12 protein-coding genes are annotated in these 14898 nt (G+C 51.1%); 5 read left to right on the top strand and 7 right to left on the bottom strand.

Going from position 1 to position 14898, the window contains the following annotated elements:
• The first annotated feature begins 86 nt into the window (after positions 1-86).
• Entirely contained in the window at positions 87-425 is a 339-nt protein-coding gene (locus tag KK083_RS29135; protein ID WP_254169680.1) for an arginase family protein, read from the top strand.
• A gap of 128 nt (positions 426-553) precedes the next feature.
• On the opposite strand, the gene KK083_RS29130 is transcribed toward KK083_RS29135, so the two are convergent.
• Both KK083_RS29130 and KK083_RS29125 read right to left on the bottom strand, forming a co-directional pair.
• Complete coding sequence (locus tag KK083_RS29130) at positions 554-3172, bottom strand: ABC transporter permease (protein ID WP_254169679.1); 2619 nt, start codon at positions 3170-3172, stop codon at positions 554-556.
• Positions 3169-3516: a PadR family transcriptional regulator gene (locus KK083_RS29125; protein WP_254169678.1), complete on the bottom strand. Its 348-nt coding sequence runs from the start codon at positions 3514-3516 to the stop codon at positions 3169-3171. Before KK083_RS29125 ends, KK083_RS29130 begins: the two co-directional genes overlap by 4 nt.
• A 272-nt stretch (positions 3517-3788) precedes the next feature.
• On the opposite strand from KK083_RS29125, the gene KK083_RS29120 reads away from it, so the two are divergent.
• Positions 3789-4496: a pentapeptide repeat-containing protein gene (locus KK083_RS29120; RefSeq protein WP_254169677.1), complete on the top strand. Its 708-nt coding sequence runs from the start codon at positions 3789-3791 to the stop codon at positions 4494-4496.
• Positions 4497-4583: 87 nt separating this feature from the next.
• Positions 4584-5198 (top strand): hypothetical protein, encoded by a 615-nt coding sequence (locus KK083_RS29115; RefSeq protein ID WP_254169676.1) that lies wholly within the window; start codon positions 4584-4586, stop codon positions 5196-5198.
• Between the two features lies 1 nt (position 5199).
• On the opposite strand, the gene KK083_RS29110 is transcribed toward KK083_RS29115, so the two are convergent.
• Together KK083_RS29110 and KK083_RS29105 are read right to left on the bottom strand one after the other, a co-directional pair.
• Positions 5200-7035 carry a metallophosphoesterase gene (locus KK083_RS29110; protein ID WP_254169675.1) on the bottom strand — a complete coding sequence of 612 codons (1836 nt, stop codon included), beginning with the start codon at positions 7033-7035 and terminating at the stop codon, positions 5200-5202.
• Positions 7036-7743: 708 nt separating this feature from the next.
• Positions 7744-8721, bottom strand: a complete 978-nt coding sequence (locus KK083_RS29105) for a lipid A-modifier LpxR family protein (protein WP_254169674.1) — start codon at positions 8719-8721, stop codon at positions 7744-7746.
• A gap of 468 nt (positions 8722-9189) precedes the next feature.
• On the opposite strand from KK083_RS29105, the gene KK083_RS29100 reads away from it, so the two are divergent.
• Both KK083_RS29100 and KK083_RS29095 read left to right on the top strand, forming a co-directional pair.
• Positions 9190-10455 (top strand): multidrug effflux MFS transporter, encoded by a 1266-nt coding sequence (locus KK083_RS29100; protein ID WP_254169673.1) that lies wholly within the window; start codon positions 9190-9192, stop codon positions 10453-10455.
• Positions 10456-10791: 336 nt separating this feature from the next.
• Positions 10792-11313 (top strand): DinB family protein, encoded by a 522-nt coding sequence (locus KK083_RS29095; RefSeq protein WP_254169672.1) that lies wholly within the window; start codon positions 10792-10794, stop codon positions 11311-11313.
• Here KK083_RS29095 and KK083_RS29090 read toward each other — a convergent pair whose 3' ends face one another.
• From KK083_RS29090 to KK083_RS29080, 3 genes are all read right to left on the bottom strand, one after another.
• Positions 11314-11700, bottom strand: coding sequence for a hypothetical protein (locus tag KK083_RS29090; protein ID WP_254169671.1), 387 nt, complete (start codon positions 11698-11700; stop codon positions 11314-11316).
• A gap of 84 nt (positions 11701-11784) precedes the next feature.
• Positions 11785-14406 carry an ABC transporter permease gene (locus tag KK083_RS29085; RefSeq protein ID WP_254169670.1) on the bottom strand — a complete coding sequence of 874 codons (2622 nt, stop codon included), beginning with the start codon at positions 14404-14406 and terminating at the stop codon, positions 11785-11787.
• Positions 14403-14735, bottom strand: coding sequence for a PadR family transcriptional regulator (locus KK083_RS29080; protein WP_254169669.1), 333 nt, complete (start codon positions 14733-14735; stop codon positions 14403-14405). The genes KK083_RS29085 and KK083_RS29080 overlap by 4 nt, the downstream gene beginning before the upstream one ends.
• Positions 14736-14898 lie beyond the last annotated feature (163 nt).

The raw sequence follows: 14898 nt of genomic DNA, 5'->3' as shown, positions 1-14898 counted from the left end.
GGGGGGCAGTGGCGGGGGCGGTGCGCTTTTTTTTTCCAACCGCGTAACTCTCGGGGGGGCAGGTCGGCTCGCGTGACAAGGTAGGGTTGGAAGAAACACGGCTCGCAAAGTCGGCCATACAACGTGTGCCCCCCTCGCTGTTGAAAAAGAACCCGGATATTCTTAGCACAATCTCCCTTCCGGTAAAGAAAGTCTATCTGCACATCGACCTTGATGTGCTGGATGCAGACTTTGTGAAGGTCAACGAATATTGCGAGACCGGAGGACTCTCCCCGGAAGATCTTTACAACGCCATCAGAACTATCAAACGCAGGTTCGGCATTGCCGCCGTTGCCTTTACCGCCTATGACCCCACCCTCGATCCGCAGCGCAAGGTGCCGGAAGTTGTGGGTGAGGTTGTGTCAATCCTGACGGGGCAAGTTTAAGGTTCAAGGTTTAAGGTCTAAAGTTTAAAGTTGGGCCTCCCCTGGCGCGGAAGTTTCTTCCGGCGCCTTTCAAAAAATCTTGTTCGATAGCATGGCCTTCATTGGGGAACTTAGTTCCCCCACCTAAACTATTCACTTCGTAGAGATCTCACCGGGCTGGTCCGCGATACTTTCAGTGAATGATACAAAACACACAGGAAGGCAATCACCAGCACACCAATACCGGTACCGATAAACACCCACACAGGCATGGGAGCGTGATAGGCAAAATTCGTCATCCACTGGTTCATAAAATAGGACGCGATCGGCCACCCGATGATGTTGGCCACCAGCACCAGCTTGAGAAAATCGGCTGACAGAACTTTGATCAACGTGGCGGTGCTGGCCCCCATCACCCGGCGAATACCGATCTCTTTCGTTCTTCTTTTCGCTGCAAATGCCGTGAGACCAAACAGCCCAAGGCCGCCGAGCATAATGGATAACACAGAAAATGTTGTAAATACCTTTAAGAACCTGTCTTCGGCCTGATAGTGCGCTGCCACCGCTTCATCCATAAACTCAAATTCGAAGGGACGCGAACCGGCGACATTGGCCCAGACCTTCTTCAACGATTCGATGGTCTTTGGCATATCTCCGCTCAGGATGCGTACTTCCAGCCACGAACATGATTCTGTTTGCGCCGAGGCGAGGTAAAAGATCACAGGTTGTACCTTATCGTGAAGGGACGCGAAATGAAAATCCTTCACAACGCCAATAACCTGCCCGTCGCGTCTGAACCACTCTGATCCGGTGAATGTAGTGCCCTGCAGGTTTTTTCCAACAGGATCCTCCATACCTAAAAATTTTACCGCAGACTCATTCAATACATAACCTGTGAGCAGGTCGGTCGAGTATTCCTTCGAAAAAGCACGTCCGTCAGCCATTGTCGCTTTCATGGTTTCGAAAAAGTCATAGGACACTGCTGTACTCGCACAATTTATTACATCTTTTTGCGCTGGGTCCGTTTTATACTGGCGCCATCCTCCTACTCTTTCCGTTACTTTATTGCCGGATGCCGAAACACCTAAAACCGAGGGCACGCGCGTCATCTCGGTTTTGATGAGCTCGAGCTTTGAAGCGATCTCCGGGGTCTGAAGCGGGATCAGAACAACCGACTCCGGATCGATACCAAGGTCCCGTTTTCTGATAAAGGAGATCTGGTCCATCACGATCAGTGTACACGTGATCAGTGTAATGGAAATTGAAAACTGAAAAACAATAAGACCGCTCCGCAGGTACGATTTGATGCTGCGCAAAGCTAGTTTGTCGTAAAGCATACCGATGGTGGTGGTCCGCAGCAACACGAATGCAGGCGAGATGCCGGCCACCGCACCGACCAGGATCAATACAACCAGTAACCCGATGCCTACCAGCGGATCGATAAACGGGTTGAAGCCCAGTGTTTTTCCACTCAGCTCGTTGAATACAGGGATGGCCAGCCTCGCAAGAATAACAGCAATCGTCACAGCGATGGTTGCCACGATGAATGACTCGGTTTGAAATTGCGAAAGCTGCATGCGGGTAGTAGAACCCAGTACTTTTTTTATTCCTACCTCTTTGCCCCGCTGAAATGACGCTGCCGTGGTCAGGTTAATATAATTGATGCAAGCCAGGATGAAGATCACAATGGCCGTAACGGCAAAGATGTAAACAGTTGATTTACTTCCATTCACGCCCGCCTCGCCCTGCAGGTTCGATTCGAGGTGGATGGAGGTGAGTGGCTGTACAAAATATTTGGGCGCCCCGCTGCCCTCCCAGCCCCAGCGCGCTGCGATCTGTTTGCTCACGGCGGCTTCAAACCCGGCGGCACTGAAGTTTTCTTTTGTACGGATGTAGGTGTACAAGCTCGTGCCCGAGGCGTTGGTCAGCACCCAATCAGGATACCATTGTTTGATACCCGAGATCGGAAAAACGATGCTACATTGAAAATGGGTATTGCCCGGAAGCGGTTCAAACACACCCGTGATCATAAACTGTTTGCCCCGCAGCGCTACCGTTTTGCCAAGAACATCGTCCGTGCCAAAGTATTTGATGGCAGTTGTCCGGTCAACCACAACATTCTCAGGCCGGTCCAGCGCAGTGGCAACATCACCTTTCAGGAATGGGATCCTGAACACATCAAAAAAGGTCGAGTCGGCAAAGACCATGGCGCGTTCCTGGTATTGCTTGTCGCCGTTAATCGTCACCAGGTCGGCAGTGAAATCCGCGCGTGTGATCGCCTCGAGGCCGTCAACATCCTTTTCGATCAATGGTTTGATCAGGTACGTTGTCTGCGCGCTGGTAACCCGGTCGGCGCCGCCCTGTGAATAATTTCCCGCAATGCGATACACCTTGTCGCCATCCTGGAAATGTTGATCGAAGCTGAGCTCATCCTGGATAAAAAGAGCGATCAGAACACAAATGGCAAGGCTTACGGAAAGCCCGATGATGTTGATGGCGGTATACATCCTGTTTTTGAGGAGGATCCGTCGCGCGATCTTGAGGTTGGTCTTGAACATGGGTACAGGGGTATGTCTTTCTTCCTTAACAATAAATTTCAACGGTATAATGCTGAACGTGTCTCGCAGCAGCTTTCGGTTAGCAAACGATCTCCCGCGTTCACGCAGCCGGTCATCGTACAGCTCCAGGAAATTGCCTTTAAGATCGGGGCGGCTGTCAGGACAACATGCGTCCAGAAACCAGTCCAGTATTTTCGGAGGTTTGCTCATGACTGTGACGGGAAAAGTTTGAACACACCCTCGGGGATATCTTTCCAGAGCTGCTGCCGGTCTTCCATCGCCTTCTTCAATGCTTTCTGACCGCCGTTGGTCACAATGAAGAATCGTTTCGGTTTTCCACCCCGCACGTTTGTTGCCTTACCAAGTTTGGATTTCAGATATCCTTTTTCTTCGAGGCGATATAGTCCGGTGTGCAGCGCTCCCATGCTCACAACCCGGTTCAATCGTGATTCAATATGTTCTTTGATAGCGAGGCCGTAAGCATTCTCCCCCAACACACCGATGGTAAGCATGACGATCTCTTCAAATTCACCCAGGTTATTTCGCGATGACATTATTTTCTATTTGCAGCTATTATGATAAAGGTAGGGATTTTACCTGCAAAAGGAAAAATATTGGAGGGAAGTTTAAAGTTTAAGGTTGAAGTTTAAAGTTTCAAGGTCAAGGGCACGTGTGCCCTTCTTCCGGGGATCCAACGCCTGTACAGGAACGTATTGGCAAAATTTTACAAAGCGGCATGCAACCTTTCGGGGACTTGAGGCATCTTTCGGAGACCTTTGTAACCTTTTTTAGTTACACCGGTATTACCTAATAAAGAATAAAACTCATGAAACAGCTCCTTACCATCTTTCTCTGCCTGATCGCTGCAACTGCCTCCACGGTGGCACAAACCAGGATCAAGGCCGCCGACATCATCAAACAGATCAACGAAGGCCGTATCGTTCAATACAGCAACGTTGAGATCGAGGGAAACCTTGACCTCACAGATCTCCAAAACCGCAGTCTCGATCGCAAAGTGAACAACTGGCTCAGCGACAACGATCATGGTACCTATGAAAGCGTTGTGGAAGTCCCCGTGAATTTCACCAACTGCACCTTCCTGGACGACGTACTCGCCTACTACCACCTGGAGCGCAGACACGAGACCTACGTTGCGCACTTTGAAAAAGATGTTGTTTTTAAGGATTGTGTTTTCAAAAAAGGCAGCGAGTTCAAATATTCCGAGTTCAATGGTGCGGCCACATTTTCGGGATGCACCTTCAATGATCCTGCCAACTTCAAATACGCCGAGTTCTCCAGCGGCCCCTCGTTCAGCAACACAAAATTTGAATCAGGTGCCGATTTTAAATACACCGAATTCCCGCGTGGGACTTCGTTCGAGAAAGCCAGCTTCCATGGCCTTGCCAATTTCAAATATTCCAAATTCAGATCGCCCTTGAATTTGGACGGCGTTGCCTTTAAAGGCAATGAGGACTTTAAGTATACCAAAATAGACGGTGACAGCTTTACTTCTTACTTGCTGAGCAAGCAGTAGTACGATAGTCGTCTGACCACTGACGGGGCGCGTTGCCTGCGCGCAGTGGTCTGACGACTTTTTGCGCCCGATTGTGTACTTTTAAGGATGCTTCAAAACCGTGTTGACCCGTTCGGGAGGATCATCAAGACCAGTGCGCGCGGGTTGTTCATGGGCAACCGTGGGGTGATCCACAATGAGCGGAAAGAGATCACACACACGTTTAAGCATAAAGCGTGGATCATCTGCCTTCTGGCGTTTAAGGGAAGAAAAAGAACGGTGATGACACCCGATCGCTGGACGGAGCTTTTTTTTCTCGACGAAGCCACTGCCTTTGCCGCGGGGCACCGGCCCTGCTTTGAATGCCGCAAAGAAGACGCGAAAAGATTCAAGGCCTGCTGGATCCAGGGAAACCCATCGTATCATTTCAGCATGACAACCTCGATCAAAGAAATCGATGAGGTCATACACCGGGAGCGAATCGATCGCGAAAAGAAAAAAGTAACACATCAACGCATGCCTTCCGATCTTGTAGAAGGAACGTTTGTGGCCATCGATGATGAGCCTTACCTCTTCACCGAAGGCAGGCTGCATCATTGGACACCCTCCGGCTATGACAACGCCATCGCCGTACCTGAAGGATCAATGCTGACAGCGCTTACCCCCACCTCCATTGTAAACGCATTTCGTGCGGGCTACACGCCACAGATAAAAAGGTTATGACCTACATCTTGCTCTTCGCATCCCTGAAGAACATACCTGAGCCGGGAAGGTTATCGCGGTCACGCCAGTTGGGTTGCCAGGTGATGCGGCTTGAAGATTTTGCGTCTTTGTCCTGAACCACCACGTTCACCCTTACACTCTGCCACAGATCACCTTGCTGCTGTTGAACGTACTCGATGGGGATGGCGATCTCAAAAGCATAACCGCTCTTGTTTTTGATACATTTCCATACGAGCTGCTGCTCGCTCTCACCCAGGTCCCTTACGCTGCTCTTGCCGGAACCGTCTTCAGGGCTGGCAATAAAGTACAGGGAGTTTTTAAACCAGTCGTCTCCTTTTTCCGAAATGCTTTTCGTTGTGGGTTGTCCATCGAGCACAAAGCCCACAAAGTCCTGGTTAATGGTAGTGCCTGCGGAGTCGTTGATCAGCTCGCTGTCATTGACCTGTACGCCCAGGTAGATAAACTTGTTGTCGTAGGCAATGCCAAACCGGCCACCCTCCGGGGTCGGCAGTGTGTACGGCAGCGAGGCCCAATCGTTCAACACACCATCGGTTTTGATGCTGCCGGTAGCCTTCTTCAACTCATATCTCCTGAGCGGCGCCACATTGAACTCAAAGGGCACAAAGAAGTCACTTTTCCCCGCCTGCTGCACGGCTACTCCGGCTTTTACTTTCACAGCCTTCATGGCTTCGATCTCTTTCTGTTTGCGGGCTGTAAGCTCTATGGATGAAAATCTCACGCTGTTGGGAGGCACTGTGAGCTCGGGTTTTGCGATATCGGCTTTGAAGTCCCACGAGAAACCATGATCAAGCTTTACCTTAACAGGAACGTCGAAATTATTGGTGATGCGGAAGCGGATCGAATCCTGTGTGAACGTGGCACCCTTGACGTAAAGAGGCTCTTCTACCCGGATCATATTTGAGCTCCAGATCTTTTCCGTAAATGCGGTGAGCTGTTCATTGAACACATCATGATCGAAAACGCCATCCAGGTGAAGGTTTGCGAGTATGGGGCCCTGCTCCGTCATGGTCACCCATACGAAATGATCAAATTCTCCCAGCTGCGGACCGCGCAAAGCCGAGGCACCACCCGTTGTAGCCAGCATGTAGTACTGCGTGTTATTACGCTCAAATCGTTCGTAGTGATGGCGGTGACCTACAAACACGGTGTGTTTCCTGTCGGCGAGCAGTTTTTCAACGTCGAACCATTTTACCGGGTCGGTCTCCTGCACCCAGAGCGGTTGGTGCATAAACAGGAAGGTCCACTTTACGTTTCGATTGGCATCCAGCGTTTTGCGGATCCACTCCAGCTGTGGTGGTGAGATGCTTCCCTTTCCCGATCCGCGGGTCTGGTCTTCCGAGTTCAGCGCCATGAACAACACATCCTTGTAGACGAAAGAATAATAAGCGGGTCCGAACCGTTCCTTCCAGATCCGCTCCATCACCGGGTTGGTGAAGTCGTGATTGCCCGGCACATAGAAGAATGGCATCGTCAGCTTGCCGACAAATCCGCAGAACTCATCCCACTGCCTGTTGATCTCCGCAGTGTCAGTGGTATACCCCTCGATCATATCTCCTACGCTCATCACAAACTCGGGCTGCAGCAGGTTGACCTTGTCAACGCCCTTCTCAAAAATACCGGGACGATGGCCCCCCGTGCGATCGGTCACCACCACAAACTGGAACTGTCCAGGCTTGTCGTTAATGTTCAGGTTGGTCCACGGTTTGGGACCTGCGGGTTGCTCAATCTTCAGGTCTGGGTGAAGCGGCTTTTGCTGCCCCTGCGCCAGACAAACGGTGAAGAGCAATAAAACAGTGAAAGCGGAGAAATGTTTCATATTTCAATCTTAAGGGTTATCGAACAAGTTCGCTAAAACGGTTTAAATATGGACAAGAAAAATGCTGAAAGGATTAAGAAAGTGTTATTCAATCTTTAACATAGGTGTACTGATGCTTCACTGTTCGCAAAATTTTGGATATCGAATGACGAAGTACGCCCACCTTCGAAAAATTCGGCACTCCTTTGTTCGGAGTTCAATATCCAAACTCAACTGTACCTGTGAACGTAGCTCCTTCAGTCATACGACGTGAGGACATAAGCCAACCTTTGGCCTGGCAGGGGCACGAGCGGGTTGGGTTGAGTCCGAACGACGTATGACGTGGCCCCCCGCGGCCTCGGAGCGGGACCCGAAACTATGTTGCTCAGATAAATCTACCTATCAGCAAAGCGTCGCTCTGCTCCGTTCACAAGAAAATTCGGCACTCCTTTGTTCGGAGTTCAATATCCAAACTCAACTGTACCTGTGAACGTAGCTCCTTCAGTCATACGACGTGAGGACATAAGCCAACCTTTGGCCTGGCAGGGGCACGAGCGGGTTGGGTTGAGTCCGAACGACGTATGACGTGGCCCCCCGCGGCCTCGGAGCGGGACCCGAAACTATGTTGCTCAGATAAATCTACCTATCAGCAAAGCGTCGCTCTGCTCCGTTCACAAGAACTGTTTAAATTGAAAAGACCGGTCTATGAAGTTGACAGATATTTGAAAGCTATATCCGCAGGATGCAAACAAGATTCCCGAACGCGTGATGGTTGAACTGCCCTTTGGCTTCCCGGGTCTGAAACGTTACATGATACCCCAGGCAATACCCAGGCGTGGAATAACGGACACCAATATCCTGCGAAAAGAAGAAAGGTTCTATTGCTGAAGTGATCGGTCCTTTGTCATCTCTTAACATACCACCCTGAACCGTCGCGTTGTATACCTGGTACCTGGCCTCTGGTTTATAGAACACGAACAATTCAACAGGACGGCTACCGGTTGCGTCGTTCTCTTGTAATCGTGAACTCCAATAACTGCCGGAGGACATCGGCCTCAACTTTCCGAACTGCAAAACCACAGCCTGCGACACGTTGGTAAAAATGGTGCCCACGGTGGCTTCGGTCACAGGTGTGATCTGAAACCACGATCGCCGTTCCGGGTTTACCAGCGTGAACGCATATACACCGCTGATGTTCACACCGGTTTCACTGTTGAGCTGATAATCCCACACCCAGTTCCAGTGCGGTTTTATGCCGATCATCTTGTGCCACGACTCCTGCACCTCTTTGCCGAACGCATTTTTGCCGATGCTGCCGACAGAGACACCGAGTGTCAGCATTTTGTTGCCGCCGTAGAAAGATGAACAGCTTGCTTTGCCAAACAGGTAGCCGGTGACAGGCCTGTCGATCTCCTGGATGCCGCCCGGAAAATTTGCATTGCCATGGGCCAGGATCTTTCTGCTGTGCGCGTTGTAGATCATCTGCCCGATCTCGTATGAAAAGATCCGCTTCAGCGCCGCCGACCGGTGCTTTCTGCTCAGGCGGTCGTATTTCAGAAACACGCCATTGGTATAATAACCGTCTTCACCATTTAGCAAGAACAGGTTGTTATCACACGACACGGTGAGCTGGTGGGACCTGCTTTCAGCATGGTGCTCCTGCCCTCTTACGGCCACAACAGTGAAAAGCGTAAACAGAAAGGTCACATAGCGTTTAACGATTCGCGGGCTTCTCATCTGGCTGAAAACGGTGGGGTTGCGGGAGTGTTTGGTACTTGCGACAATCGGTGGGAAAATTACAAAGGGCTGTGTTGTCTTGCAAGATTACTGGCACGGGTTGAGTAATTGTCTGCTTTCGAAAAATAGACTCTGTGTTGGCAATAAGGTTTGGCGCCGCTCCGGGGCCGCGGCGAGGTGGCCCCGTCATATGCCCTTCGGACTCAACCCAACCCGCTCGTGCCCCTGCCAGGCCGAAGGTTGGCTTATGTCCTCACGGCATATGACTGAGAGGGGTCGGTTCAAGTGTCCAGGTGCTGGTTGAGGGGTGGTCTGCTGCGACATGAGTTGAGTAACCGTAATAATTGGGAGGGCTTGTCTGAATCAGCCCTTTAAAATGTCTTATTCACACCCCCTCTAAACTGAATCAAGACAGTAGCTTTGGGAAAAATCAATCCGGTGAAAAGATCAGAAGAAAACGTTGCTGCTGTGGATGGTGATGCTAATATCGGCAACCAGGCTATACAACCCCGAAGTATGAAAATGAAACAAGCCGAGTTTATTGCCCTGTCGGCCTGCACCATGATGCTGACGGCTTTGGGCATCGATATCATGCTTCCGGCGTTTGGCGAGCTCCGGCAGCACTTTGGACTCAGCCCTGCTTCCACAGCGCCGGCCCAGGTCATTTCCTTTTTCTTTATGGGCCAGGTGGTGCAGATCATCTTCGGAGCGCTGTCAGATCGTTTCGGTCGACTGCCAATCCTTCGTGTTGGGTTTCCACTCTACATTATTGGCGGGATCGCCGCTGCCATAAGCCCCAGCCTGGAGCTCATGTTTGCCGCACGGTTCGTGGCCGGCATCGGAGCCTCCGCCGTGTTTACAACCACCATCGCGGGTGTTCGTGACCGCTTCGTCGGAGACCGGATGGCCCACACCATGTCACTGATCCTGACCATCTTCTTGTTCACACCGGTCTTTGCGCCATTCTTAGGGATCGCCATCCTGTCCGTTGCATCCTGGCAGGCTGTGTTCCTTACACCACCCCTGTTCGCGGTCATTGTGTTTCTCTGGTCGCTCAGGCTGGAAGAGTCCCTTTCGCGTGAACAACGCACAGCTTTCAACTGGGCAAGCATTGCCAGTTCCGTCAGAAGCGTGATCGGCAACCGGACCTTTCTCCGTTATACCGGCATCACTACTGCTCTTTTTGCAGCCTTGAGCTCGTATGTGGCCAGCTCGGAGCACATCGTGGGAAATATCTATGGCAGGCCACAACTGTTCGCCTGGATCTTCGCCAGCATCGGACTGCTGATGTCGCTTTGTGCCTTGACGAACTCGCGTCTTTCATCAAAATACGGCGCCCGGCGTACCCTTCGTTGGCTCCTCATCATCTACACAGTAGCTGGCGGCCTGTTGCTGCTCTTCACGTTGGTTTTCGGCGATCCGCCCCCCATCGTGTTATTTTTTATTGCGGTCGCGCTGATGATGGCCATCAACCTGGCGATCGAGCCCAACAGCAGCGCGTTAGCCCTGGAGCCGATGGGAACCATGGCAGGCATGGCCTCGGCTATTTACGGTACATGTTTCTTTTTCATTGGCGCCACCCTGGGGTCAATCATCAGCTACTTCATGGTTAATGGTGTTTTTCCGCTTGTGCTCAGTCTTTTTGTGGCGGGAGTCACCGGGTTAGTGCTCGTATTCGGCGATGCGAAGCCGTTGAAGAAATAACCACAAGTATTAACGGGATGAGAAACTTGGATATCGAATGGTGAAGTAATGGGCCTATGATCACTGAACCAGCTATTGATCGGATTCTTTTTTAAGTTTTCAATCTGAAAAAAGGCAAAATATTTTCGAACTTATATCCGGATTCAGCGATACGATCCATATAAACGGCTCAGGCGCATTATTGCTGAAAACAAAAACACTTACGCCTGCTGACAACGCGCGCCTGGGCACAGCAGATTTCGAAGCATGGAGGAAAACAAGACTTGAAAAAGTATAAACCCACAATTTACATTTGACTAAATCACCATTTTATTATCCACCAACTACACAAACACTATGAAAAAACTATTAACCATTGCAGCGCTGTTATTCACAACACAGGCATTTTGCCAGGGACAATTCCAGAAGGAAACAGCGGGATCGCTCGGCTATGTATCCGGACATGTGATGCAACTTGCACAGGCAATTCCCGCAGACAAGTACGCCTGGAGTCCACAGGCGGGTGTACGCACCGTGGCACAGGTTTATGCGCACATCATTTCAGCGAATTATTTCTTCGCTTCCAAGCTGGGCGCCAAGATCCCCGAAGGTGTTAAAATGGAAACGCTGGAGAAAGACCTGAAAACGAAAGACGCCATTGCCACCGAGTTGAAAAGATCGTACGACCTGGTGATCAACGCTATCAAAACCACGCCGGATGCATCGCTGCCCAATAAAGTAGAGTTCCCTTTTCCCGGTGAGTTCACAAGCATGTCTGCCATACTGATCGTGGTTGCCCACTCGAATGAGCACCTTGGCCAATTGATCGCCTATGCGCGTATGAACAAGATCACACCGCCCTGGAGCGAAAATCAATGATCATACGGTGATGTACGTCAGCTGCAGCAGCAGGACCACAACGGTAACGACTGCCATCAGGCTGATGATCAGGAACGCGATACCTTTACCTTTCAGGTCGGGGTCGCGTTCCTGAATAAGCTCGAACACTTTGAACAACGTTTTGGCAGAACGCCAGCAGAAAACGATAAACAGCGCTAAACAGACCAGGATACCAGCGATCTGCGCTATCACTGATCCCTGGGCAATAAAATGCCCGATGGTGATGGCAATAACGCCGGATATTCCTCCTGACGCCAGCGCTGTTTTTGCTTTAAGGCCGATCAGAACAACGGACACGATCCCACACAAGATCAGGAACACGCCATAGTAAAAGAGTAAAGAAGGTGCAAACAATGGATTCATCATGAAAGCGGAGTTTGCAGCAAGGTAATCATTGATTTTCAATTATTACCCTGCTGTCCGCCATTCAGTGATCGGTTCTTCTACGTCCTATTCTGTTCGCAGCGCTTTCGCGGGATTGGCATTGGCCGCGCGCAGTGACAGGAAGCTGATGGTGAGCCAGGCAACCATGAACACCGCCGTGCCTGCCATCACAAACCGAAGCGGATTGATCGCAGCCTGCAAGGTGAAGTTCTGCTCCCATTGATCGATGAGGTACCACGTGAGCGGCGTAGCCATGATCAGCGCAATGGCGATCAGCCAGATGAACTCACGTGTGATCAGCATCACCACACTGGGCACCGACGCACCCAGCACTTTGCGGATACCGATCTCTTTTGTTCTGCGCTCCACCACAAATGACGTGAGCCCTAACAGACCGAGGCATCCGATAAAGATAGCGAGCCCGGTAAACACACCTGCCACTTTACCCAGCTGCTGGTCAGCCTTATATTGACGGTCGAACTCAACATCGAGGAAAGAATAGTCGAACGGAAGATAAGGGATGAGCTCGTGCCATTTTTTCTCCACGCGCGCTACCGTAGCCGGCACATCACCGTTCTTCTCAAGACGGATGGACAGGCGCCCGACATAATTGGTCATGCCGATCATCATGGGTTCTACTTTGGTGTGCAGCGAGCGGTAATGGAAATCTTTGATCACACCGATGATCTTGCCCTCGCGTCCCCTCCTTACTTTCCTGCCGATGGCTTCTTCCGGAGTCCAGCCGAAATCTTTGATGGCAGCCTCGTTGATCAGGTACGCTGTGGTGTCGTCTGCCTGTACACTGCGGCTGAAATCACGCCCTGCCAGCAGCTTGATATTATAGGTGGTTAGAAAATCATGATCTACGAAATTGTAGTTGATATTGGTCGGTGACATTTTTCCGCCCGTCATTTCGATCTCCGTATATAAATTGTTCGCATTCTGCCCGGGGATCTGGCGGGAGCCAGCGACATGTTGTACTCCGGGCACCTGCATCAACTCATTTTTGACGGCATCGAGATATTTTACGATAGCCGTGTCGCCATTGGTGGGTACCACGATCATGCCCTCCTTATCGAAGCCCAGGTCCTGTTTACGGACCACATCCAACTGGTCATACACGAGCATGGTTCCGGCTACCAGCGTGATGGAGATGAGGAACTGAATACCAACCAGCACCTTTCTGAGATTGTGATGGCCGAAGATACCCTGGGCGGATGGCCGAAAGATCTGCACGGGCTCAAAGCGTGATATAATGAAGGCCGGGTAACCACCTGCCAGCAATCCTACGATGAGTACCAGCCCCAGCGTTGCGCCAATCACCTTCCACGCTTCCGGTAAAACCGAAAAGTCCAGCGGAGATTCAACCAGTGTACGGAATGCGGGCAGCGCGATCCAGGCCAGGATGCCCGCCATGAGCGAAGAAAGCAGGGTGACGATCAGTGACTCGCCCAGGAACTGCGCGATCAGCATTCTTTTCTGCGCGCCTAGTGTTTTACGAAGTCCTACTTCCTTAAGACGCCGTGAGGCGCGGGCGGTGGTCAGGTTGATGTAGTTGAAGCACGCGATCAGGAGTATGAACACAGCAATGATGGAAAGAATGTATACGTTGCTCATGCTGCCCCGGGTGCCATTCTCCCAAGAGCGTTCAGGAGCCATATAAATGCCGGTCAGCGGCTGCAGCGGAAGGTCTTCGTAATACATGCCACCCTTTTCGACATTTCTTTTCAGGAAGTCCTTCATCTTTGCACGCACCTTGTCTGCCGACTGAGCATCGCGCAGCAGCACATACGTATGGAAACCGTTCCAGAACCACGCGCGATCTTCCGCGTCTTTGTTGTTGCGGCTCCATGTAGAGAACGAGATCAGGTTCGAGAACCGGAAGTGAGAATTGCCGGGCACATCCTCCATCACACCTGTTACCTTGTAATTGTCGTAATCCATCTTCAACGTTTGACCGACGGGGTCTTCGTTACCGAAATATTTTTTTGCCATCGACTGCGTGAGCACAATGGAATAAGGCTCGCGCAGTGCTGTCTTTTTATCACCCGCCAGCAGCTTGAAGCTGAAGACGTCGAACACGGTGCTGTCGGCGATGTAGCTGTCGGACTCGTAGCCGGTGATGTCATTACGCTGCGCCAGCAGGCTCCATTGCTGAAAACGCACATAGCTTTCAACTTCCGGGAAATCTTTCTGGAAGCGTGGACCCATCGGCGGAGAGCTGGTGGATTGAAAGAGCATTTCATTCTCCGTTTTCAGGTTCTCGACGATGCGAAAGATGCGGTCGGCATTCTGATGATAACGGTCGAATGAGAGCTCGTGGTAAACATAGAACGAGATGAGGCTGAAGGTAGCCAGGCCCACGGCGAGCCCCACAATGTTAATGGTCGAGAAACCTTTGCTTCGCATCAGCGAACGCAGGGAGGTGATGAAATAATTTTTGAACATAGGTAATGGATGGATATAGGATGACTGATAACCGATCTTTCTGATGATGCCGGGACGAAACAGGCGAAGCACACGAATCGAGAACTGCATCCGCGCCCGGGTAAGGTTACCGGTGGCGGCGTCACGTCCGAACATCTCCACGAGATCGCCTTCGATGTCTTCCGCAAACGCGGGATTGCAGAACCACCGGAAGAACCGGAGGAAGAGCGCTGGAGGTTGTATGCCGGGTAGCTGATTCATGACTTGGGGAATGCGACACGCGGGATCGCTTTAAACATCTCCTGACGTTGTTCCTGTGTTTCGCGTAATACACGTGAGCCGAGGGTTGTAAGGCTGAAGTATCGTTTTCGCTTGCCGCCCCGCACATTGGTGGCTTCGCCGAACTCGGATGTCAGATAGCCTTTCCCTTCGAGGCGTCTCAGCACGGTCTGCAGCGACCCGATGCTCACCTTGCGGTTCATGCGCGTTTCAATTTCATCGATGATGGCAACGCCATAAGCTTCCTTATAAAGAATGCCTACGGTAAGCATTACAATTTCTTCAAATTCTCCAAGCTGGTGACGACTCACGTTACATATATTTATCTTAAATGTAGTTAATATACTTCAACTTCCGGTGAAGGTTACCGGGAATTCATTTTTTTTTAACTAGCGCTTGGTACCGTCAAGAGATTGGTTTTTGCGAAGTAAGGTTGGTGTAGCGATAAAGGTTCCGGAGCGCTCCGAGGCCCCG

The sequence above is a fragment of the Chryseosolibacter histidinae genome (assembly GCF_018598225.1).
GTDB lineage: Bacteria > Bacteroidota > Bacteroidia > Cytophagales > Cyclobacteriaceae > Chryseosolibacter > Chryseosolibacter histidini.
Note: the sequence above shows the minus strand (reverse complement) of the source record. Positions and strands in the feature narration are given on the sequence as shown.

Bases quoted from the DNA above. Each gene is read 5' to 3' on its own strand.
- KK083_RS29125 (WP_254169678.1), bottom strand. From the start codon at position 3,516: ATGTCATCGCGAAATAACCTGGGTGAATTTGAAGAGATCGTCATGCTT.
- KK083_RS29090 (WP_254169671.1), bottom strand. From the start codon at position 11,700: ATGATGAATCCATTGTTTGCACCTTCTTTACTCTTTTACTATGGCGTG.
- KK083_RS29110 (WP_254169675.1), bottom strand. From the start codon at position 7,035: ATGAAACATTTCTCCGCTTTCACTGTTTTATTGCTCTTCACCGTTTGT.
- KK083_RS29130 (WP_254169679.1), bottom strand. From the start codon at position 3,172: ATGAGCAAACCTCCGAAAATACTGGACTGGTTTCTGGACGCATGTTGT.
- KK083_RS29085 (WP_254169670.1), bottom strand. From the start codon at position 14,406: ATGAATCAGCTACCCGGCATACAACCTCCAGCGCTCTTCCTCCGGTTC.
- KK083_RS29115 (WP_254169676.1), top strand. From the start codon at position 4,584: ATGCTTCAAAACCGTGTTGACCCGTTCGGGAGGATCATCAAGACCAGT.
- KK083_RS29095 (WP_254169672.1), top strand. From the start codon at position 10,792: ATGAAAAAACTATTAACCATTGCAGCGCTGTTATTCACAACACAGGCA.
- KK083_RS29120 (WP_254169677.1), top strand. From the start codon at position 3,789: ATGAAACAGCTCCTTACCATCTTTCTCTGCCTGATCGCTGCAACTGCC.